Genomic DNA, 19,288 nt, shown 5'->3' with positions numbered 1-19,288 from the left:
GGCTTGACCGAAGTACAGGAGCCGGTGTCCGGAGTGATCGACAACGTGGGCGGACAGCTATTGGGCCTACGCCTTGCTTGCTCCGGCGCCCGTGTAGATGGGACGCAAACGCAGCTCCTGGTCCGCGGCTAGAGCGAGCAGGTCGGCGTCATGGCTGATGAGGACGACCACCGCACCGCCTGCGGCGATGTCGCGCATGGCCCGCGTGATCGATTGCAGGTGGCGGCGGTCGACACCGGAGCTGGGTTCGTCGAAGATGACGATTCGGCGGCCGCTGAGGCGGGCCGTGGCGACGACCAGGCGCTGCTGCTGACCGCCGGACAGCGACAGCGGGTGCCGGTCGCCTAAATCCTCCAGGCCGAGATCGGCGAGCACGGCGGCGGCATGTCCCGCGTGATCCTGGCGCGCACCAAGCCGGAGTTCGGCGGTAACGCTGTCGGTGAACAGTTGCCGCTGTACATCCTGCATGACGATGGCGGATTCGCGCTGCCGCTGCGAGCGGGACAGCGGGCGGCCGTCGAGGAGCACCTCACCGGCGTGCCGTTGCAGCCCGGCGAGGATTCGGGCCAAGGTGCTTTTTCCCGCACCGTTGGGGCCGGTAACGGCGGTGATGGCGCCGCCGGGCAGATGTGCCTCCACGATGTCGAGCACGCGGCGTCCGCGGAATGCGCAACGGATCCCTCGGAGGAGGATACCGCCACCAACCGCGTCCGGGCCGGGTGTTGCTGCGATGGAAGTCTTTTCGCCGACTTGGTCCTCTACTGCGGTGCCCTGCGGCAAGGGTTGCCCAGCCCCGATGCTGGGTCCGTGAGCCAAAGCCGGTGCCAATACCGGTCTTTCGGGTGTTTCGAGGCCGCGCAATCCCTCCGCGCGGAGCATCTGGTCGGTCAGTCCGGCAAATTCGGCTCTGGTCCACTCCTTTCCGATTCGGCCATTGTGGGGGAGTACCACGAACCGGTCGGCGAGTTCGCGCAGATAGTGCAGCCGGTGTTCGGCGATGACGAGGGTCACGTCCAGGTCTCGCAGCCGACGCAGCGTAGCGGTGAGATCTGCGATGCCCTGCGGCGAAAGGTTGGAGGTCGGTTCGTCGAACAGCAGCAGGGGTGGTTCATGGGTGACGGCCGCCGCGCACGCCACCCGCTGCTGCTGGCCGCCCGACAGATCCCGCAACCGGGTGTGGGCGAGATCGGTGAGCTCGAAGTCGGCGATGACCGCGCCGACCCGGTCGCGGATCCGCTGCGGAGGAGTACCGAAGTTCTCCAGCGCGAACGCCAATTCGGCATCGACCGCGTCGGTGAAGAACTGGCGGCGCGGATGCTGCAGCACCGTGCCCGTCACTCGCCCGACCTGCGCGAGATCGGTGATCGGCTCCCCACCGACGCGGACCTCCCCGTGCAGGGTCCCCGCATGGATGTGCGGGATGAGGCCGTTCATCAACCGCAGCGCCGAACTCTTGCCCGATCCGCTCGGCCCGCACACCACCACCGTCTCACCGCGCCGGACGTGCAGGTCCAATCCGCCGAGTACGGGGGTGGCGCCGCCCTGATACGTCCACCGGACATCCTTCAGGAGAATCATCGCTTGGACCTCCACAGCACCGTCACCGCCACGAGCATCACGACCACGGCCCCGGCCACCGCGTCGGCGGGGCCGAACCGAAGCGGATACATCGACGTCGGCCGCGTGTGCGAGCCCAGCCCGCGCAACAACGCCGACGCCGAAAGATCTTCGGCCGCAAGCAGGCTCGACGCCATCAGCGGCACCGTGAAGTACTCGATGCTGCGGATCGGATGCCGCAGCATCGCCCACCGGCCGCCCAGCCCGCGCAGCTGCATGGCGTCACGCACCGCCCGCGCCTCGGCGACGATGGTGGGCGCGAACCGCAGCATCACCGCACCGGACACCGTGACCGCGGACGGCACCCGCGCCGACCGCAGCGCAGCGGTGAACCGGGTCGGTGAGACGGTGCGGATCAGGTGTGCGGCTATGCCTCCCACCGCCACCAGCCGTAGCGCGTATCCGGTGACGATCCCGGCGACGCCGACCACCGGCCATGCGGCGACCGACGGCAGCAGGTAGGCCACCGCGGCAACAGCCCCCGCGGCCAGCGGCAATCCGATCGCGCGCCGCCAGGCGCGCTCGGAGATCGCCAGCAGCACACCGGCAGTCAGCGCGGCCGGAATGAACCACACTCCCCCGGGCCCCATGACGGTGATGCTCGCGGCCAGCAGCAGCGCCACCACAGTGCGCGGGTCCGGCGCCCACCGTGGGACGGTCCCCGTCGATGCGGCGGGGACCGTCTCGCCCGTTGCGGCTCGGCCCGGCTGCGGGAAAGTACCGCTCACGCCAGTCCGGCTTTCCGGAAGTGCTTGTCCAGCAACCGAAGTCCCAGCACACCTCCGATCAGGCCGAAGACAAGTGTGGACAGGGCGAAGGTGAGCAGCACGGCCGGCGAGAGCAGCGCGTCCAACTGTTCGATATAGCCCGCACCCCTCTCCTGCATAGACGTGCTGGACAGGAATTCGTCGCGGGCATAGAACAGCGGCAGAAAAAGCCCCACGAACCAGGTGCTGAATACGGCATAGGCGAGCACACTCAACTGCCGCGAACGGTATCGGCCCACCCACAGCAGCACCTCGGCGATCACCGCCGCCGCCATCCCGACGACGAAACCGATCGGCGGCCCTCCGATGAGCAGCATGAAACCGCTGACGATGACGGCCAAGACGGTGATCATGCCGGCATGCCGAACCCTGGTGAGGAACAGCATGAAAGGCACACCCGCCCCGACGATGCTCGCCGCGACCGATACCAGTGTCGCCACCGGATTGAGGTATTCGAGCAGGCTGAATACGCCCACGGTCACGACGTAGAGCGCGCCGAAGACTCCGATATTGATGAGATCCCTCGGACTCATCCGGAAATCGATACGGCGACCGGTGGATTCGACGTTCACGGTGCTTACTGCTCTCATGTCGGCTGAACTGTGTTCGAGAAAGGGGACCTGTTACTCATTCGCCTGCTGTCGGTATCAGGGAGAGATTCCAGACATCGGCGTAGCGGCCACCGCGGCGCAGCAACTCGTCGTGGCTGCCCGCTTCCACGATGCGGCCGCGGTCGAAGAAGACGACGCGATCGGCTCGTCGCACGGTCCGCAGCCGATGCGCGACCATAACCACGGTCCGGCCCGTCATCAGGCGCTCGATACCCTGGTGGACAGCCGCCTCGTTCACCGGGTCCAGTGCGGAGGTCACCTCGTCCAGCAGCACGATAGGTGCGTTCTTCAGCAGTGCGCGTGCGATCGAAACACGTTGGCGCTCACCGCCGGACAGCAGTGCGCCACCCTCGCCGACTTTTGTCGCCCAGCCGTCGGGCAGCCGCTCGATCACCTCGTCCAATCGCGCCGCGGTCGCGGCCGCGCGCACCTCGGCGTCGCCGGCGTCGGGACGGCCCAAGCGCACGTTGTCCTCGATGGTTCCGTCGAAGAGATAGACGTCCTGGAAAACGATGGCGATCTGCGCCATCAACTCCTCGGTGCTGATCGCGCGCACGTCTACGCCGCCCACGCGCACCGCGCCCGCGTCCACGTCGTAGAACCGTGCAAGCAGTTGCAGCACTGTGCTTTTGCCCGCACCCGACGGTCCGACGATGGCGAGCCGCTGTCCCTGCGGCACGGACAGTGAAACGTCGTCGATCACCGTGCGGCCGCCGTGCCGGAAGGTGACGGAGTCGAACTCGAGGTCGTGGCGTTGCGGCTGGATCGATTCGCGCGGCTCCGGCAACGGCTCGGTGCGCAAGAGCGCATCGAGTCGCACCAGCACGGAACGCGCGCTGCGGAGTTTGCCGCCGATATCCGCCAGCGACAGCAGCGGATCCGCGCAGCGGGCCGCGAGCACCAGGATCGCCAAAGACTCTGCTGCGCCGATGTTTCCGCCGAGCGCCAGGTGAGCGGCCAGGACCAGCAGCGCGGTGAACATCGCCTGCACCGTGAGCGTCAGGCCCACCACGCCGGGCAGTGCGGACACGGTCGAACGGCGGGACGCGCGCTCGAGCTCACGCAGCGAGTCGTCGAGCAACCGGAAGCGTTCCGTGGTCCGGCCGCCGGCGCGTAGCACCGGCTGTGCTCGGAGAAATTCGATGACCCGCCCGGTGGCGTCATGTTCGCGTTCGGCGCTCTCGGCGTCGCAGGCGGCCGTCGACCGTCCCGTCCAGACCTGGACCGCCGCCACGAGCGGGGCGGCGAGCACTGCGGCCAACCCCAATTGCCAGTTGAAGGCGAGCATGACGACAACGATCGTCAGCGGAGTCACCGCGGCGGAGATGAACGGCGCCAGCAGATGCGCGATCACGCTCATCGCATCCAGAACACCGCGGCTGGCCAGGACGGACACTTCCCCGACCCGGCTCGCGCTGTACCAGCCGAGGGGCAAGCGGGCCAGGTGATCGCCGAGCCGGTGGTACATGCCGCGCAGCAGCGTGGTCCCGACGCGGAAACCGGACAGATCGCTGAGATAGCGCAGCGCCGCGAAGGCCGCGACCGCGGCCCCGAACGCGGTCAGCCAGGGCCAGGCATCCCCGGGCGTGCTCCCGAATAGCGCCCGCAGCACCGGAACCAGCAGTGCGTAGGACAATCCCTCGACGACGGCGGTCGTCGTCATCAGCGCCACAGTGCGGCGCACCGGAGGGGCGTACTCGGGTCCCAGCACGCGCAACAGCATTCGAATCATCGGTACTCGTCTCCTCGCAGCGCCCCGGAACGGGTTTCGACCTCGTCGGCGATCGCGGATCGATGGGATTGCCAGAACGCGGCGAACTTTCCGTTGTGCGCCAACAGCTCGGCGGGCCTGCCGCGCTCGACGATCGTCCCGTCCTCCAGCACCACGACGGTGTCGGCGTCGGCAACCGTCTCCAGGCGATGGGCGATGACCAGGATCGTCCGATCACCCGACAGCGCCGAAAGTGCTTGGCGCACTGCCTGTTCGGTTTGCGGGTCGGCGAAGGCGGTCGCCTCGTCGAGCACGAGCACGGGCGTGTCGGCGAGCAGCGCGCGGGCGAGCGAAATCCGTTGTGCCTCACCACCGGACAGTCCGGTATCCGCACCGATCACCGAATCGTAACCCCGCGGCAGCTCGAGAATTCGATCGTGAATATTCGCCAGCCGGGCGGCGCGGACTACGTCGTCGAGGTCGGCATGCGGTACCGCCAGCGCGATATTGTCCGCGACCGACGCGCGCAGCAGGCGAACGTCCTGGAAGACGAAGGAGACCATCCGATAGAGCTCCCGGCTGCCGAGCTCACGCAGATCGACTCCGCCCACGGCGACCGAACCCTGAGTGGGGTCGAAGAACCGTGGCAACAGCTGCACCAGCGTGGATTTGCCACTTCCCGACGGACCCACGAGCGCGGTGACGGTGCCCGGCTCGAGCACCAGGTCGATCCCACGCAGCACCTCGCGGCCGGCGTCGTAGCCGAATCGGACGCCACGCAGTTCCACCCGGTGCCCCTGTGGTGCGAGCGGATGCGCGGGCTCCGGCAGCGACGGCACGGCCAGCACGTCCCGGATCCGGCCGAACGCGCGCCGGGCGGCCTGCATCTCGTCGAAGCCGTGGCCCAGCGCCGCCACCGGAGCAGTCAGGCCGAGTCCCAGCAGCAGGAAGGGCAACAGATCCGCACGCGCCAGCGAACCGTTCGTGATCAGAACCGCACCACCGACCAGCACAACCAGCAGCACGAACGGCGGCGACAGCGCCAACTGCATCCCCGCGGCGATCGGGGCGAGACCGCGCACCCACCGGAAGAAGGTGCCGACGAAATCGTCCACGGCCGTGCGGAATGCACGGTGGGCGCGCCCGGACCCGCCGAACGCCTTGACCACCGCGATACCCTGCACGAACTCGACGACCGAACTCGCGACCCGTCCCATCGCCGCGTCGAACTCCTCCTGCTCACCCAGCCGGGGCGGGGTCATCATCAACGGGACCAGTGCCACCGCCAGCACCACCGGAATCAGCGTGATCAGCGTGAGCCGCCAGTCCACGGTGAACAAGTAGGTCAGCGACACCAGCGGCACCACGAAAGCGGAGACCAGTTCGCCGGGGGAGTGGGCGATGAACGGGTGCACGGCGCTCACATCGTCGCCCACCAGCTGGGCCAGCTCACCGGTCCGGCGGCGGGAGAACCAGCCGATCGGTACGCGGCCCAGCCGCGCGGCCAGTTGCCTGCGAAACGACAGCTGCACCTGGCCGTCGAGCAGATGTCCGATTCCGGACGACGCGGCTGTGAACAGCAGTCGGACGAACAAGCCGGCCGCACCCGCGAGCACGACGATCCGAACATGACCGTGATCGATCGGACCGGGCGACAACAGGGTTCGCCCCAATTCGACAACCGCCAGCAGCGGGGCCAACCCCGCGACAGCGCCGATGACCTGCAGGATCGCCACGGCGGCGAAACTGCCCAGATAAGGGCGCAGCAGCCTGGAGACACTTTGTCCCGCAGCGGAATCGGCATCCGCGGGCGCCGGGGACAGCGCCCTCGCCTCAGCAAGATCGGTGGTGGTCATCGCCGCCCTGCCTTCGTCGCTCTCGTCGCAGCACTGCCCGAGCGCTCCAGCAGGTGGCTGCGCAGGTGAGCGAGGATCTCGGCGCGTGCGGGCCGGGCCGCGGGGACCAGTCCGGGCATGCTCAGGAAGGCGTGCACCGCTTCCGGGTAGCGGGTCAGCGTCACCTCGACTCCGGCCTCCCGCAGCCGAGCGGCATAGGCCGGTGCCTGATCTTCCAGCGGGTCCGTACCCACGGCTTGGACAAGGGCCGGAGGGAGTCCCGCGAGGTTGTCGCTGTGCACTGGTGACATCACGCGAGGGTCGAAGGATTCGGGAAGCACGATGCGCTGCACCGCGCGGCAATTGGCCGGTGTCGCGGTGGGGCTGTCTGCGTTCTCGGTGAACGACGGGTACTCGAAGGCACGGTCGGTCCAATCCAGCTGCGGATTGATCAGCACCTGGGCGCGTACCGGCAGCCCCAGTCCGACCGCCCTGATCGCAGTCAGTGTCGCGAGCGTGGCTCCCGCGCTGGCACCCAATAGGGCGAGTCGAGTGGGATCGGCTCCCCAGCGCGCGGCCTCGTCGACGAGGTGGGATACGGAGTCGTAGGCGTCCTCGACGGGCGCGGGCACCGGGTGCTCGGGCGCCAGCCGATAGTCGACCGAGACGACCACGGCCGGACAGTTGGCCGCCAGGTGACTGAGCAGCCAATCGTCCTGATCCGGTGCGCCGAGAATCAATCCACCGCCGTGGAACGCGACGATCAGCGGCAGCTCCGAACCTCCCCGCTCGGGCCGGTACACGCGGGCACTCAGCCGACGCCCCGGCAGATCGAGTACGGATGTGGTGATCTGTGCGCCGCGATCGCGCTTGCCGGTGACGAACCTGCCGAGCGCGGACCGGCGCTTGCGGTGCTGGGCTTCACGCACCTCGATGACCTGGGCCGGGGTGATCGAATCCCAGTCCGGTTCGGTCGTGAGTGCGGTCAGAATCCGCACCCCCAGGGGAACCTTGCCTCGCATGACTTTGCTCTCCAGACTCCTCGTGGACCGCCGTGCTCCGGCGGCGTACCGATACCCTGGCAGCGTGACCATCGACGCGCTTTCGGAAATCTGCGGTCCGACACGGACGCCGGTGGCGTGGGTGCGGTCCGGTCACGTCGGCTATATCGGGCCGGATCTCGGCGTCGACCCGCATTCCCCCTCGGTCGCGATGCTCAGTGTCGGCCTGGACGCGCCGCTCGTCCTGCATACCGCGCAGGGGCCGATAAGCACCGGCAGTTCATTCGCCCCCGCCCGCACGACGCAGCGCATAGTCGCCACCCAGGGATGGATTCTGGTGCTTTTCGTCGACCCCACGGGAGCGCCCGCCACCGCTATCGCCGACGAGATGACCGCTGCCGCAGGACCTTTCGGCCTCGCTCACCGGCGAGAGCGTGAGCTTGCCGAGCTATGCTGTGCTCCCATCGTGGATCCGGACCACATCTACGCCCGAGCCATCGCCGGCGCCGCACCCGTCACCGATCCACGCATCGAGCAGGTCGCCGCCACCATCCGCAGCGACCCGGCCCGCTCCTACCGCGCCGACCACATCGCCGCGAACCTGGGCCTGTCCACCACCCATTTCCTCCGCCTGTTCACCCAGCAGTCCGGCACCACATTCCGCGGCTATCAGCGGTGGAACCGCATGATCCACACCGTCCGCGGCGCCGTGACCGGCCACGACCTCACCCGATCCGCCCTCGACGCCGGCTTCGCGACCCCGTCCCACTTCAGTGAAACCTTCCGCGACATGATCGGACTGTCCGCCACCAAGATGCTGCGCGCCGGTATCCGATTCGATCTCGGAACCTCGCCTGCGTCCTAGTGTTCGCGATACCCCGGTGGGCGTTGATGGTGCGTGAGCAGTCGAGTGAGCAGGCGGGTCAAGTTCGTTCGGTCCTCGGCCGACAGCGGTACGAGGAGGTCGTCCTGCACCTTGTCGAGCGCTCGGTCCAGGCGTCGCAGTTGCCGTTCGCCCGCCTCGGTGAGGCTCACAATGTTGCGTCGTCGGTCACCCGGGTCCGGTGCCCGCTCGACGAAACCAGGCTCGGCCAGTTCGTTGATGGCCGCTACCACATCGCTGCGGTCCATATTGCACCGGCGACCGAGTTCGGCCTGACTGGCCACCCCGAACTCGTCCAGCGCGGCCAGAATGCGGTAGTGGTACCCGCGCGCACCCGCCTCGCCGAAGCCGTCGGATGCCAGCCGGTGGGCGTGCACCGCCAATTGGGTGAGCAGCCAACTCGGCTTCACGGTCAGGCGTGCGGGCGTCTCCTCCACGGCAGCAACCATACATGTTGGCACTGCCAATGAATGGCCGTGCCGAAATCACTCACCGACGGGGCGTGTCGGGTAGCCTGTCGGCCGCGGTACGCAGACGACCACGTTCGGCAGCAGCCGCACCGCGTACTTGTCCGACGGACATGGCTCGAAGACAGGCCGCCCGTTCTCGCAGCGGAAGTAGCCCGACGCGTCGTCTGCGATCCTCAGCTCGCCATTGCGGCACTCCTGGGCGACAGCCTGCGGTGCTTGAAGACTGACGAACGGTGTCGCGATCACCGCACCGAAGCACGCCAGCGCAGTAAAACCCCGAGAAGGTCCAAAGACCATAGATACTTCCACTTTCTTGGACGATCGAGCACCTGGCGGCCCAACCGTAACAGGAGGTCGAATGCGGTTGTGTGGCAATGAATTAGCGGACAGAGCATCTGACATCGACCGGCGTGAGGTGGAACGCGGTGTACCGGCTGAGCTGAGGCCGCAACTTCTCTCGCCGACAAGCTTTCGACAGGCCAGGGTTGCAGATTTCGGTACGTGCTACCCCCTGTGGCGTCGATGATGGAGAGTATGACGACTACGCAGCGGTACGCTTTCGTAGCAGCGGGATTGCTGGTGACAGGGGGATTGATCGTGGTTGCTGTGGTTTGGGGGCGGCGCGGCGTGGAGTTGGTGAGCTGGCTGGCCGGAGTCGGCAGTTTTGCTGCGGCAATACTGACTTTGCTGATCACCGTTCGTCCGAGCGGCGGAACTGCTCGGGTGCTTCGACTTTCGGCGCGGGCGCGCGATAATGCCCAGGTATTCCAAGCCGGTGGGGACATCAGCACCGGAGATATCCGGCGGCAACCATGACGCCTTTTCCGATGCGTTCCAAGGCGCAGGCACGGGACCAGGGCCGCATCTATCAGGCGGAGACCATCACGATCCACAATTCCCCGGAAGGCCACCCCTGGCGCGAGCGAGTTCCGCGGATGATCCCATCGCTGGATCGAATGGTGGAACGCCCCGATCTCGGCGATCAGCTACTGGAGGCGTTGACGGCCCTCGAGGCCGGCGAAGTGGGATTGGTGACCGGCCTGCAGGGGGTCGGCGGCTTCGGGAAGACGACGATGGCGGCCTGGGCCTGTCAGCACGCGGAGGTTCAGCGGCGCTATCCCGCGGGCATCTTGTGGACCACCCTCGGCCAGGATGCGCACGGCGCGGTCTTGGCCGACCGAATCAATGATCTGGTGTTCGTTCTCAGCGGATACCGCCCCGCAATCTCGGATCCGGATACGGCAGGATCGGAACTGGGTCGCTTGCTCGATGGGCTGGAGCCGGTGCTGCTGGTTGTCGACGACGTGTGGGATCGCACGCAGCTGCGGCCCTTTCGGCACGGAGGGCGCGAATGCACCCGCCTGGTCACCAGCCGCATCATTGATGTGCTGCCCGCGGGTACCAGGCGCATCCATGTCCCCCCGATGACCGACGAACAGGCCCGCTCGATGATCACCGCCAACGTGACGGGATTGCCCGACCGGGTGACCGATCGGCTCGCGCGGTCCGCTGGCCACTGGCCTGTGCTGCTGAACCTGGTCAACGGCGCCTTGGAGCGGCGAGTGAGCCGGGGGCAACCACCCGAGGTGGCGGCGGACGAGGTCGCGACTCAGCTGGCCGTGGACGGCCCTGCCGCGTTCGACCCGAGGCGGGTGGCCGATCGCAGCCATGCGGTGACGGCGACGGTGGAGGCCAGTCTGGCGCTGCTGGAGGACGACGATCGAGAGCGCTATCTCGACTTGGCGATCTTTCCCGAAGACATCGAGATCCCGCTCGCGGTGCTGCGGTTGCTGTGGCGGCAATCCCGGGTCGACGCCCTGTGCGAGGAACTGGTGCGACTCGGCCTCGTCGCCGACTACCGGTTGGATGCTCCTGGTCCGCGATTGATCCTCCACGACGTCATCCGCGCCCACCTGCACAAGCTGTGCTCGCCAGGCGACCTGATCGCGCGGCATGACCTGCTGATCGCCGCGGCGCGAGAATTGTTGCCCGACGATGCGCCGAGTCCCTGGTGGCGGTTGCCAGCCGAGCACCACTACCTGGTTCGCTTCCTGCCCTACCACCTGCTACAGGCGGGCCGGACAACAGAACTGGACACACTGCTCGCCGATTTGCGCTGGACCGAAGCCAAGACGCGGATTCTAGCCTCGGCGGTGCCCGTCCAAGCCGACCTGCAACTGGTGGAATCAGCGGCGGCGAGTCATTTGCGCCGGGCCCTCGGACGATCGGCGATCGTGCTCGGTCCGATCGATCCCCCAGAAGCACTGGGGGCCACACTGGCCAGTCGTCTTCGGGACGTGCCGGGCTTGGAGTCCGCCCTCGATCGCTACACGTCGACTCTACCTCGACCACGGCTGGAGCCCGCCCGGCGCCTGCCGGACCTGCCCGACCCGGCGCTTCGCCATAGCCTCATCGGTCATGCCGGTAGCGTGTCGGGGCTGGCCTTCTCTCCCGATGGTGTCTTCCTGGCGACGGCCGGCTATGAAGCGCGAGTCCGGTTGTGGGACTTGGCCGCCGGGGCGGAGGTCGGCGCGCTGAGTTGTGCGGGAAGCGTGCAGGGCGTTGCCTACTCTCCGGACGGGCGGCTACTGGCGTCAGGCGATCTCGAGGGCACTGTACGGCTCTGGGACCTGCCCACTCGACGGGAACTCATCGCACTGCACGGGCGGACCGGCGCTGGGCAGGGAGTGGCGTTCGCTCCGGATGGGCGACTGCTCGCTTACGGCGACAGCGAAGGAGCCGTCCATTTGTGGGAGGTCCCAGCCGGAGTCGAGCGGGTCGTACTGAGAGGTCACGGCGATCTGGTCAGCGCCGTGGCGTTCGCGCCCAGCGGGCAGTTGCTGGCTTCGGCGGGATACGACGGAACGATCCGGTTGTGGGACATATCTACGGGAGCCGAGCAAGTGGTGCTGACCGGGCATACCGGCCGGGTCAATGGTGTCGCGTTCGCTCCTGACGGGCGGTTACTCGCCTCCGCGGGGTACGACGGAACGATCCGGTTGTGGACTGTACGCACCGGAGCCGAGCAAGCAGTACTGACCGGGCACACTGATCGAGTCGGCGGAGTGGCTTTCGCTCCCGAAGGCGTGCTGCTGGCTTCCGCCGGGCATGATCGCACGGTCCGGCTGTGGGACGTCTCGCGGCGGTCCGAGGTGGCAGTGCTGACCGGGCACACGGATCGAGTGACCGGGGTGGCGTTCGCGTCGGATGGGCAATCGCTGGCCTCGGCGGGGTACGACGGAACGGTCCGGCTGTGGGACGTGCCGACCGGGGCCGAGCGGGCGGCCCCGGCTGGTCACACCGACCGCGTCAACGGTGTCGCGTTCGCTCCCGACGGGTCGTCGCTCGCTTCGGCGAGTTACGACGGCACCGTTCGCCTGTGGGATGTGCCGGCCGGATCCGAGCAGGCGGTGCTGGCAGGCCATGGCGATCGAGTCAGCGGCGTGGCTTTCGCACCCGGCGGGAGGCTGCTGGCGTCGGCCGGTCATGATCGCACCGTACGGTTGTGGGATCTGCAGGCCGGGTCCGAACGAGCCGTTCTCATCGGCCATACCGACTGGGTGAACGGCGTCGCCTTCGCTCCTGACGGACAATTGCTGGCGTCAGCGGGTTACGACGGAACCGTACGGCTATGGGACACAACGGACTGCGTGGAACGGGCGGCCCTGCGGACGAGCGGCGAGGTCTGGAACGTCGCGTTCTCGCCGGACGGTAGCCTGCTCGCGTCGGCGCACAGTGACCACACCGCGCGGTTGTGGAACGTCTCCGACGGCTCGTTGCGTGCTGAGCTCGTTGGGCACACGAATTGGGTGTGGAACGTCGGCTTCTCGCCGGACGGGCAATTGCTGGCCTCGGCAGGCTATGACGGAACCGTACGGTTGTGGAACGTCTCCGACGGCTCGTTGCGTGCTGAGCTTGCCGGGCACGCGAATTGGGTGCGGGATGTCGGCTTCTCGCCGGACGGTGCAGTGCTGGCCTCGGTCGGTCACGACGCGACCGTCCGGCTGTGGGACGTCGCCACCGGCCGCGTCCGCTGCGCGCTTCGGGTAGCGGCCCCGCTCAGCGCCGTGGTCTGGCATCCGGACGCCGAGCAGTTGGTGGTGGCAGGCGCGACCGGTCTCTACATGTTTCGCCACGTCCTTTGACGGACGTCGTCCTGCCCCAGCCGCTTGATCAGGCCGAAGCCTCGGCTTCCGATCTCAGATGAGCTGCCAGGCCAGCCATCCGTACAACGGCCTTGTGACGCTTGTTCCGGTTCCATCGAAACTACCGGTCAGAACACGGTATTTCGGCGCCACCGCCCGGCCGTAGTCGCTTTCCCGAAGCAGTGATTCATCAGCCTCGAAAAGGAAACCGGTGTAGTTCTGCGGCGTTCCGTGCGCGACGAGAACATCACGCCGGAACTGTATCTTCTGCTCGGACTCGCTCCAGACTCCGACAATGGGGTCGAAGGTCGGAACATCTATCCGGATCGTGCCGCCGACACCGCCGTCGGCCGTGATCACGATGTCGAGGTCGCCCTGAAAGCCATTCGCGATGATGTGCCAGTGACCCGCCGGAACCGAAATACCTTGCACTGCAACCCCCTAGCCTGGATCTCTCGTCCGGTCATTCGCGGTGCGCCGATACGGGTGCGACGAGCCTTCGATTCGGCATCATAGTTGTATTCGTTGTCCGGTAACAGCTTTCGCCTCTTCGGACGGATCACTGGTGGCGCATCGGACGGAGCAAGGGATCGTTCCCATCGCCCGGCGCTCCGGGCGGCCTGGTCCCGAGTCCGAGCAATACGTCCAATCGCCGACATCCATGACGTCACCCCACGCCGACGCATGCGAGCCTACTTCGCACGCGCGACACAACCCGCCGGAACGTGAGACGCGAGGTGCTGGGGTCAAGGAGCGATCATCTCAATCTCGACGTGACATTTTCGCGGCCGTTTCGTAATGTATCGGTGACCTTTTCTCGACTTTAGCTGGTATTCGACATCATGCCTGGCCAACATCGCAAACGGACCGCAGCCCGGAAGCTCCCTCGCCTGGCTGCGTGTGGCATCGCGGCAGCTGTCGCCGTTGTGCTGTGGGTGGCGCTACGACCGAGCCCGGCTGCTCAGCAGGCCGCGGCAGTCGATTCGCCGCCGTCGTCCGCCGTCGAATCCGGCCCGACCCCGACCACCGTGCCGTCAACGACTCAGCCGGCACCGGCAGTGGCGCCGGCAGCGGCGGCGGCCGCGGGACCACCACCGTCGGCCAAGCAAGCCCAACAGCACCCGCCTCCCTCCGTGCCATGTTCGACGGAACTCGTCGGCACGCGGCCGCACGTGGCACAGGTGGGCAACCTGCTCAAGAAGACGTTCGGCGTCACCGACGTCGGCGGCGCCGTCGGCCGTGGCGACGGCGACCACGGTGCCGGACTGGCGCTCGATTTCATGACACCAGATTCCGCGCGCGGCGACGCGATCGCCGAATTCGTGCTGAACAATAAGCGGCGTTTCGGTGTGACATATGTGATCTGGCGGCAGCGGTACAACGACGGCAGCGGTTGGTCGTACATGGAAGACCGCGGGAGCCCGACCGCCAATCACTATGACCATGTGCATGTGTCGTTCGATCAGGCTGCCGATGTGGACGTGACCTGCTGATTGCGCGCCACCGCCGATACCTTCGCGGCCTGCGCCTCGGCGGCCGTCTTGCCGAGCGGCGAATGACCAGTGCTGAGCCCGGCCGCAGCTAAGGCGCTGCTGAAGATCGAAGTCGACGCATCAGACTTGGCGTCCGGGTTCGCGGGAGGCACGGCCGGTCAGTGCGGCCGCGGTCAGGGTGAGGTGCTGGGCTAGTGCCGCGGCTGCGGCGTCGGCGTCGCGGGCCAGCGCCGCCTCCTCCAGCCGGCGGTGCTCGTCGGCGCCGTCCCGATCGGGGTTGCGGCGCGCCGACCAGCGGCGGGCCAGTTCGCTCGCGGTCCACATCCGGTCGAAGGTCTCCAGCAGGACGGGGTTGCCGCATCCCTCCAGCAGGGTGCGGTGGAAGATCCGGTGGGCTTCGGACCATGCATCGCTGTAGTACTCGCCCTGCTCCGGCTGGTATGCCGGGGTGCCTCGCCAAGGAACAGGGCGTGAGCCTGGCCGTCGTGCGCGAGGCGCTCGTACGAGTGGTCGGCGAGGGCCTCGCCGACCGGCTGCCCAACCGTGGCTTCGCCGTCCCGGCGTTCTCCGACCGCCGCTGGCAGGAGATCGCGGAGGCCCGCCGGACCGTCGAACCGGTCGTGCTGCGCATGTCCATCGAGCGCGGTGACATCGACTGGGAGGCCCGCGTACGAGCTGCCCACCGCGGCTGCCAATCCCGCCACTCCACCTGCATGGTCTGAAAGGAACGACGCGATGAGCGCCAACCATCCCTTCGCTCGCCTCCCCGAGGCCTCCTCCTTCACCGTCACCAGCACCACCGTCGCCGACGGCGCCGCCTGGTCGCTCGGGCAGTTCTCCTCCGGCGTCCCCGGCGGGAAGGATGTCTCCCCGCAGCTGTCCTGGAGCGGAGCCCCGGAAGGCACCAAGAGCTACGCCGTCACCGTTTACGACCCCGATGCCCCCACCGGGTCCGGATTCTGGCACTGGGCGGTCGCCGACATTCCCGCCACCGTGACCGAGCTGCCCGAGGGCGCCGGCGACGACACCGGCTCGAGCCTGCCCGAGGGTGCCTTCCACCTGCCCAACGACGCCCGCGCAGCCCGCTTCATCGGCGCCGCCCCGCCCGCCGGGCACGGTACTCATCGCTACTTCGTCGTGGTGCACGCCCTCGACATCGCGTCCATCGGCGTCCCGGCCGACGCCACCCCGGCCTTCCTCGGCTTCACCATGGCCTCGCACATCCTCGGTCGTGCGGTCCTGACCGCCACGGCGGAAACGCCCCGCGTGAGCGAAGACCGCGCGGTCGACGACACCGAACGGATCGAGGTTTCCCGACTGATCCCCGCTCCCGCCGACGCCATCTTCGCGGTCCTGACCGACCCGAAGGGCCACGTGGACATCGACGCGTCGGGAATGCTCATGGACGCCGAAGGGGAACCGGTCGAGCAGCCCGGCGACCGGTTCCTCGTCCACATGGACCGGGAAGCCCTCGGGGACGTTCCCCTGGCCAAGTACGACGTCGAGGTCGTCATCACCAAGTTCACCCCGGACGAGGAGATCGCCTGGACAGTCGAAGGCAGGCGCCGGCCTCATGCCCGCCACATCTACGGCTACCGGCTGGAGCAGGCCGAGGACGGCACCCGCGTCACGTCCTACTACGACTGGTCGGAGATCGACGAGGAGTGGAAGAGGCGCCTCGTCTTCCCGGTGGTTCCCGAATCCGCCCTCAAGGCCACCCTCGGGATCCTCGAGCGCACCGTCCGCCGGAGAGCCGCAGCCTGACCAGACCCTCTGCAAATCTGCGGAGTCGAGCTCCGGACTGGCTCGACTGACGCGTGGCCGCTTTGCCTGGGGGCTATTGCGGAGTCCGGACATAGTTTTCGGATTCTGTGTGTGTAGGCGTCGCCCGGAGGGCGGGTCCGATGCGGGGAGTGGTCAGGGTGACTGCGATGGCGGTAGCGATGGCCGCGGCGGCGAGGGCGGCGGTGGCAGGCCAGCCGAACCAGCCGACGGCAGCGGCACCGAAGGCGGCGCCCAAGCTGCCGCCGATGAAGTAGACGATCATGTAGGCGCTGTTGAAGCGAGCCGGGGCGGCCGGGGCGATGGCAAGGACCGTGCTTTGGTTGGCTACCTGGGCCGCGAACAGTCCGGCGTCGAAGAGGCCGAGGCAGATGAGGGTTACGACGGTATTCGACAGGAAAGCGCCCAGAGCTGCCGAGGCCGCGAGGGCGAGCACGAGCCCGATCACGATCACTCGCCGCGCGCCGACGCGATCGGTCCAGGCCCCCGAGATGCGGGTTGCGGCGACACCGAGGAGTCCGGCGATGGCGTACATGCCGATCCGTTCGGGTGAGTACGAGAACGGCGGCTGGGACAGCGCGACTGGGAGTCCGGCCCAGATCGCGCAGAAGGCGAAGAACCACAGGGCGCCGCGACCGGCCGCCAGCCGGAGCGTCCGATAGCGGGCGTGTAGTGCTGGAAGTCCGCGCAGCGTCGCCAGGTAACCCACGGTGGCACTCCCCGCGGCGGCGGGCAGCACGAACCGGGCGGTGACCGCAGTGGCCACGCACGCCACTGCGAAAACGAAAAGCGTTCCGCGCCAGCTGATCAATTCCGTCAGCCACCCTCCGACAATTCGGCCCGCGAGGATCCCCGCCGAAATGCCCGCGGTCACGACTCCCAGTACCGTGGCCTGCCGCCGCGGTGGCGCGAAGCGTCCGGCGACCGAACTCAGTTGCGCACCGACCGACGATCCTGCCCCGATCAGGCCGACGACAAGGCCGAGCAGCCAAGTCGAACCGACCACCGCACTCGCCGCCAAAGCGAGGGCCAGGGCAGCGAACTGGGCCGACACCACGATCCGCGGCGCGAACCGGTCGACCAGCGGTACCAGGAGCGCCAGCCCCGCTAGATAGCCGAAAGGCCCGCATGCCAAAGCCGTACCGACCGCCGCGAGTGAGGCGTGTAGCGAACCGGCGACTTCCGCGATGGCCGGTTGCAGCGGATAGATACTGGCGGTGCCGAGTGCGGCCGCGAGCGCCATGAACCAAACGACGGGTGTCCGCAGCGCGGTGACCCGTTCGCCCGGAATCAGTTCGGTCTTCATTGCACCGACGCTAGGAGCACCGAGCCCAAGCGTCCGGCGGGAAAAGGACGCGATAGTTGCCACCGTCGGACGCGTCCTGAGGCCTGCAGCAGCCCGCCCGCTCCGGCCTGGCATAAGCGCCTCGGCTGCCATCCGATACAGCGGCTTCACCGCACCCTTCGACTGGCCTTTCGGAACGCAGGTCGGCTCAGGCGCGATCCATAAGGCGCACTGACCGGGTGCAGTTGGCCCACCGAAAGTGTCACGTGCCCGTGCGTGACATCGCGTGCACATTGGCAAGTTCCTGGTGTTTCGGCTCCCCGTTCGGCGTGTCGCTGGAGGTTTGCCCACGCCGTCGGATTTGAATGCAGGCTGGCTGGTCGACGAAGCCGCGAACTACCCGTGGAGGTCAAGGTCGTGATCCGGCAGTTCCTTCTTTTCCCCGGCAGCAGGCGCAGCCGTCCAGCTCGGACCCTCAGTGCGATCGGCGGTGTGGTACTCGGGCTGCTCCTGACGACGACGGCGACCGCGGAACCCCTGTATCCGCGGCCAGATCCGGACCCGTTCTATGCCGCCCCGGCGGATCTGGCGGCACACCAACCAGGGGATGTGCTCGGTGCGCGGGCGCTGCCGCCGCTGGCGATCTTCCCCGGCGCCACCGTCACGCTGGTCAAATTCCGGTCCACCAACTCGCATGGAGCGCCGATCGCGGCGACGACCACGGTGCTCACCCCCTTCGGCCAGCGGCCAGGTGGGCCACTGCTGTCGTATCAGCACTTCATCAATGCGCTCGGCACCCAGTGCGCGGTATCGCACGCGCTGTACAGCGGCGATCGGAATGTGACGGTGACGATGCCGACTTTGAACGTGGTGCTGGCGCAGGGCTGGAGTGTCGCGCTGCCGGATCATCTCGGACCGTACTTCGCCTTCGGAGCGGCACGTTTGGGTGGCCAGATCACATTGGATGGCATCCGGGCGGTGAAACAGCTGTCCGCACTCGGCGTGCAGCACAGCCCAACGGTGCTGGCCGGCTACTCCGGCGGCGGCCTGGCCACCGCATGGGCGGCTGCGCTGCAGCCGTCGTATGCACCGGAGCTGGAGCTCGCGGGTGCGGCCTTCGGCGGCGCCCCGATGAACATGGTGACGATGGCGGAGGCGCTGGGCTTGGGTCCGCATCGGTCCTTCGGGCTGGCCATGGCGGCGGCGATCGGCCTGGAGCGGGAGTACCCGGACCGGCTGCCGGTCAGCTCGTATCTCAATCCGCGCGGCCTCGAGGTCCGTGAGCAGATGGCCAACAGCTGCGCCAATGAGATCCTCACGGCAGGCATCGGCGGCAGCGCCGGCGAGTACGTCACCGACACCTCGATCTTCGACAGCCGCGAAGCCCGGTCGGTGGTGGAGGAGAACAGCCTGGAACTCTACGCCGGGGTACCGGAAACACCGATCTTCGAATGGCATTCGCCGGACGATAAGCAGATTCCGGTCGAATCCATCGAGAACACCGTCCGCCGTTGGTGCGCGGCAGGGGTGCGGGTGCAGACGCAGCGGATGCCCGCGGTTGTACCCCTGCCCGATGTCGATCATCTGTCCGCCGCGGTACTGGGTGCACCCGCGGCGCTGCTGTGGCTCGACGCTCGGGTTCGCGGAGAGCCCGCCCCCACCAACTGCTGACGCAGTGTGCACGTAAG

At 67.7% G+C, this 19,288-nt stretch carries 16 protein-coding genes and 1 pseudogene; 7 read left to right on the top strand and 10 right to left on the bottom strand.

What is annotated here, in order from left to right; translation table 11 throughout:
• Positions 1 to 66: 66 nt before the first annotated feature.
• Genes OHA40_RS32175 through OHA40_RS32150 form a run of 6 tightly spaced genes read right to left on the bottom strand, consistent with a single transcriptional unit; the run spans position 67 to position 7,563 of the window.
• On the bottom strand, positions 67 to 1,578 hold the full coding sequence (locus tag OHA40_RS32175; protein WP_330230562.1) for an ABC transporter ATP-binding protein: 1,512 nt from the start codon (positions 1,576 to 1,578) through the stop codon (positions 67 to 69).
• Positions 1,575 to 2,345 (bottom strand): energy-coupling factor transporter transmembrane component T, encoded by a 771-nt coding sequence (locus tag OHA40_RS32170; RefSeq protein WP_330230561.1) that lies wholly within the window; start codon positions 2,343 to 2,345, stop codon positions 1,575 to 1,577. The genes OHA40_RS32175 and OHA40_RS32170 overlap by 4 nt, the downstream gene beginning before the upstream one ends.
• Positions 2,342 to 2,974: an MptD family putative ECF transporter S component gene (locus OHA40_RS32165; RefSeq protein WP_330230560.1), complete on the bottom strand. Its 633-nt coding sequence runs from the start codon at positions 2,972 to 2,974 to the stop codon at positions 2,342 to 2,344. The genes OHA40_RS32170 and OHA40_RS32165 overlap by 4 nt, the downstream gene beginning before the upstream one ends.
• Positions 2,975 to 3,011: 37 nt before the next feature.
• Positions 3,012 to 4,727 (bottom strand): ABC transporter ATP-binding protein, encoded by a 1,716-nt coding sequence (locus tag OHA40_RS32160; protein ID WP_330230559.1) that lies wholly within the window; start codon positions 4,725 to 4,727, stop codon positions 3,012 to 3,014.
• A complete protein-coding gene (locus OHA40_RS32155) occupies positions 4,724 to 6,562 on the bottom strand; it encodes an ABC transporter ATP-binding protein (RefSeq protein WP_330230558.1) in 1,839 nt (612 codons plus the stop codon). The genes OHA40_RS32160 and OHA40_RS32155 overlap by 4 nt, the downstream gene beginning before the upstream one ends.
• The gene (locus OHA40_RS32150) at positions 6,559 to 7,563 is read right to left on the bottom strand and encodes an alpha/beta hydrolase (protein ID WP_330230557.1); all 1,005 of its coding nucleotides are present in this window, start codon (positions 7,561 to 7,563) and stop codon (positions 6,559 to 6,561) included. Before OHA40_RS32150 ends, OHA40_RS32155 begins: the two co-directional genes overlap by 4 nt.
• A gap of 64 nt (positions 7,564 to 7,627) precedes the next feature.
• Between OHA40_RS32150 and OHA40_RS32145 the strand changes: the two genes are divergently transcribed.
• Positions 7,628 to 8,407 carry an AraC family transcriptional regulator gene (locus OHA40_RS32145; protein ID WP_330230556.1) on the top strand — a complete coding sequence of 260 codons (780 nt, stop codon included), beginning with the start codon at positions 7,628 to 7,630 and terminating at the stop codon, positions 8,405 to 8,407.
• Here OHA40_RS32145 and OHA40_RS32140 read toward each other — a convergent pair.
• Entirely contained in the window at positions 8,404 to 8,862 is a 459-nt protein-coding gene (locus OHA40_RS32140; RefSeq protein WP_330230555.1) for a MarR family winged helix-turn-helix transcriptional regulator, read from the bottom strand. The genes OHA40_RS32145 and OHA40_RS32140 overlap by 4 nt on opposite strands.
• A gap of 860 nt (positions 8,863 to 9,722) precedes the next feature.
• Between OHA40_RS32140 and OHA40_RS32135 the strand changes: the two genes are divergently transcribed.
• Positions 9,723 to 13,040 carry an NB-ARC domain-containing protein gene (locus OHA40_RS32135; RefSeq protein WP_330230554.1) on the top strand — a complete coding sequence of 1,106 codons (3,318 nt, stop codon included), beginning with the start codon at positions 9,723 to 9,725 and terminating at the stop codon, positions 13,038 to 13,040.
• Between the two features lie 54 nt (positions 13,041 to 13,094).
• Here OHA40_RS32135 and OHA40_RS32130 read toward each other — a convergent pair whose 3' ends face one another.
• Positions 13,095 to 13,472: a hypothetical protein gene (locus OHA40_RS32130; protein WP_330230553.1), complete on the bottom strand. Its 378-nt coding sequence runs from the start codon at positions 13,470 to 13,472 to the stop codon at positions 13,095 to 13,097.
• 410 nt (positions 13,473 to 13,882) lie between these two features.
• On the opposite strand from OHA40_RS32130, the gene OHA40_RS32125 reads away from it, so the two are divergent.
• Positions 13,883 to 14,533, top strand: a complete 651-nt coding sequence (locus tag OHA40_RS32125) for a hypothetical protein (RefSeq protein WP_330230552.1) — start codon at positions 13,883 to 13,885, stop codon at positions 14,531 to 14,533.
• Positions 14,534 to 14,653: 120 nt separating this feature from the next.
• Here the strand turns inward: OHA40_RS32125 and OHA40_RS32120 are convergent, their stop codons facing one another.
• Positions 14,654 to 14,902 carry an FCD domain-containing protein gene (locus OHA40_RS32120; RefSeq protein ID WP_330234458.1) on the bottom strand — a complete coding sequence of 83 codons (249 nt, stop codon included), beginning with the start codon at positions 14,900 to 14,902 and terminating at the stop codon, positions 14,654 to 14,656.
• Between the two features lie 101 nt (positions 14,903 to 15,003).
• Between OHA40_RS32120 and OHA40_RS32115 the strand changes: the two genes are divergently transcribed.
• The 3 genes and pseudogenes from OHA40_RS32115 (at position 15,004) to OHA40_RS32105 (ending at position 16,297) form a co-directional block, all read left to right on the top strand.
• Positions 15,004 to 15,255: a hypothetical protein gene (locus OHA40_RS32115; protein ID WP_330234504.1), complete on the top strand. Its 252-nt coding sequence runs from the start codon at positions 15,004 to 15,006 to the stop codon at positions 15,253 to 15,255.
• Between the two features lie 13 nt (positions 15,256 to 15,268).
• A pseudogene (locus tag OHA40_RS32110) lies at positions 15,269 to 15,796 on the top strand (YbhB/YbcL family Raf kinase inhibitor-like protein); the annotation flags it as partial.
• Between the two features lie 3 nt (positions 15,797 to 15,799).
• Positions 15,800 to 16,297 carry an SRPBCC family protein gene (locus OHA40_RS32105; RefSeq protein WP_330234457.1) on the top strand — a complete coding sequence of 166 codons (498 nt, stop codon included), beginning with the start codon at positions 15,800 to 15,802 and terminating at the stop codon, positions 16,295 to 16,297.
• Between the two features lie 73 nt (positions 16,298 to 16,370).
• On the opposite strand, the gene OHA40_RS32100 is transcribed toward OHA40_RS32105, so the two are convergent.
• Positions 16,371 to 17,621 (bottom strand): MFS transporter, encoded by a 1,251-nt coding sequence (locus OHA40_RS32100; RefSeq protein ID WP_330230551.1) that lies wholly within the window; start codon positions 17,619 to 17,621, stop codon positions 16,371 to 16,373.
• Positions 17,622 to 18,017: 396 nt separating this feature from the next.
• Here OHA40_RS32100 and OHA40_RS32095 point away from each other — a divergent pair, with 396 nt between their 5' ends.
• The gene (locus OHA40_RS32095; protein WP_442944088.1) at positions 18,018 to 19,271 is read left to right on the top strand and encodes a lipase family protein; all 1,254 of its coding nucleotides are present in this window, start codon (positions 18,018 to 18,020) and stop codon (positions 19,269 to 19,271) included.
• Positions 19,272 to 19,288 lie beyond the last annotated feature (17 nt).

It is taken from the genome of Nocardia sp. NBC_00508, from assembly GCF_036346875.1.
Classification (GTDB): Bacteria; Actinomycetota; Actinomycetes; order Mycobacteriales; family Mycobacteriaceae; genus Nocardia.
The sequence above is the reverse complement of the archived record's forward strand: the minus strand, read 5'-3'. Positions and strand labels throughout refer to the sequence as shown.

Coding starts and splice junctions, on each gene's coding strand:
- OHA40_RS32175 (WP_330230562.1), bottom strand. CDS start 1,578: ATGATTCTCCTGAAGGATGTCCGGTGGACGTATCAGGGCGGCGCCACC.
- OHA40_RS32165 (WP_330230560.1), bottom strand. CDS start 2,974: ATGAGAGCAGTAAGCACCGTGAACGTCGAATCCACCGGTCGCCGTATC.
- OHA40_RS32160 (WP_330230559.1), bottom strand. CDS start 4,727: ATGATTCGAATGCTGTTGCGCGTGCTGGGACCCGAGTACGCCCCTCCG.
- OHA40_RS32155 (WP_330230558.1), bottom strand. CDS start 6,562: ATGACCACCACCGATCTTGCTGAGGCGAGGGCGCTGTCCCCGGCGCCC.
- OHA40_RS32150 (WP_330230557.1), bottom strand. CDS start 7,563: ATGCGAGGCAAGGTTCCCCTGGGGGTGCGGATTCTGACCGCACTCACG.
- OHA40_RS32135 (WP_330230554.1), top strand. CDS start 9,723: ATGCGTTCCAAGGCGCAGGCACGGGACCAGGGCCGCATCTATCAGGCG.
- OHA40_RS32125 (WP_330230552.1), top strand. CDS start 13,883: ATGCCTGGCCAACATCGCAAACGGACCGCAGCCCGGAAGCTCCCTCGC.
- OHA40_RS32100 (WP_330230551.1), bottom strand. CDS start 17,621: ATGAAGACCGAACTGATTCCGGGCGAACGGGTCACCGCGCTGCGGACA.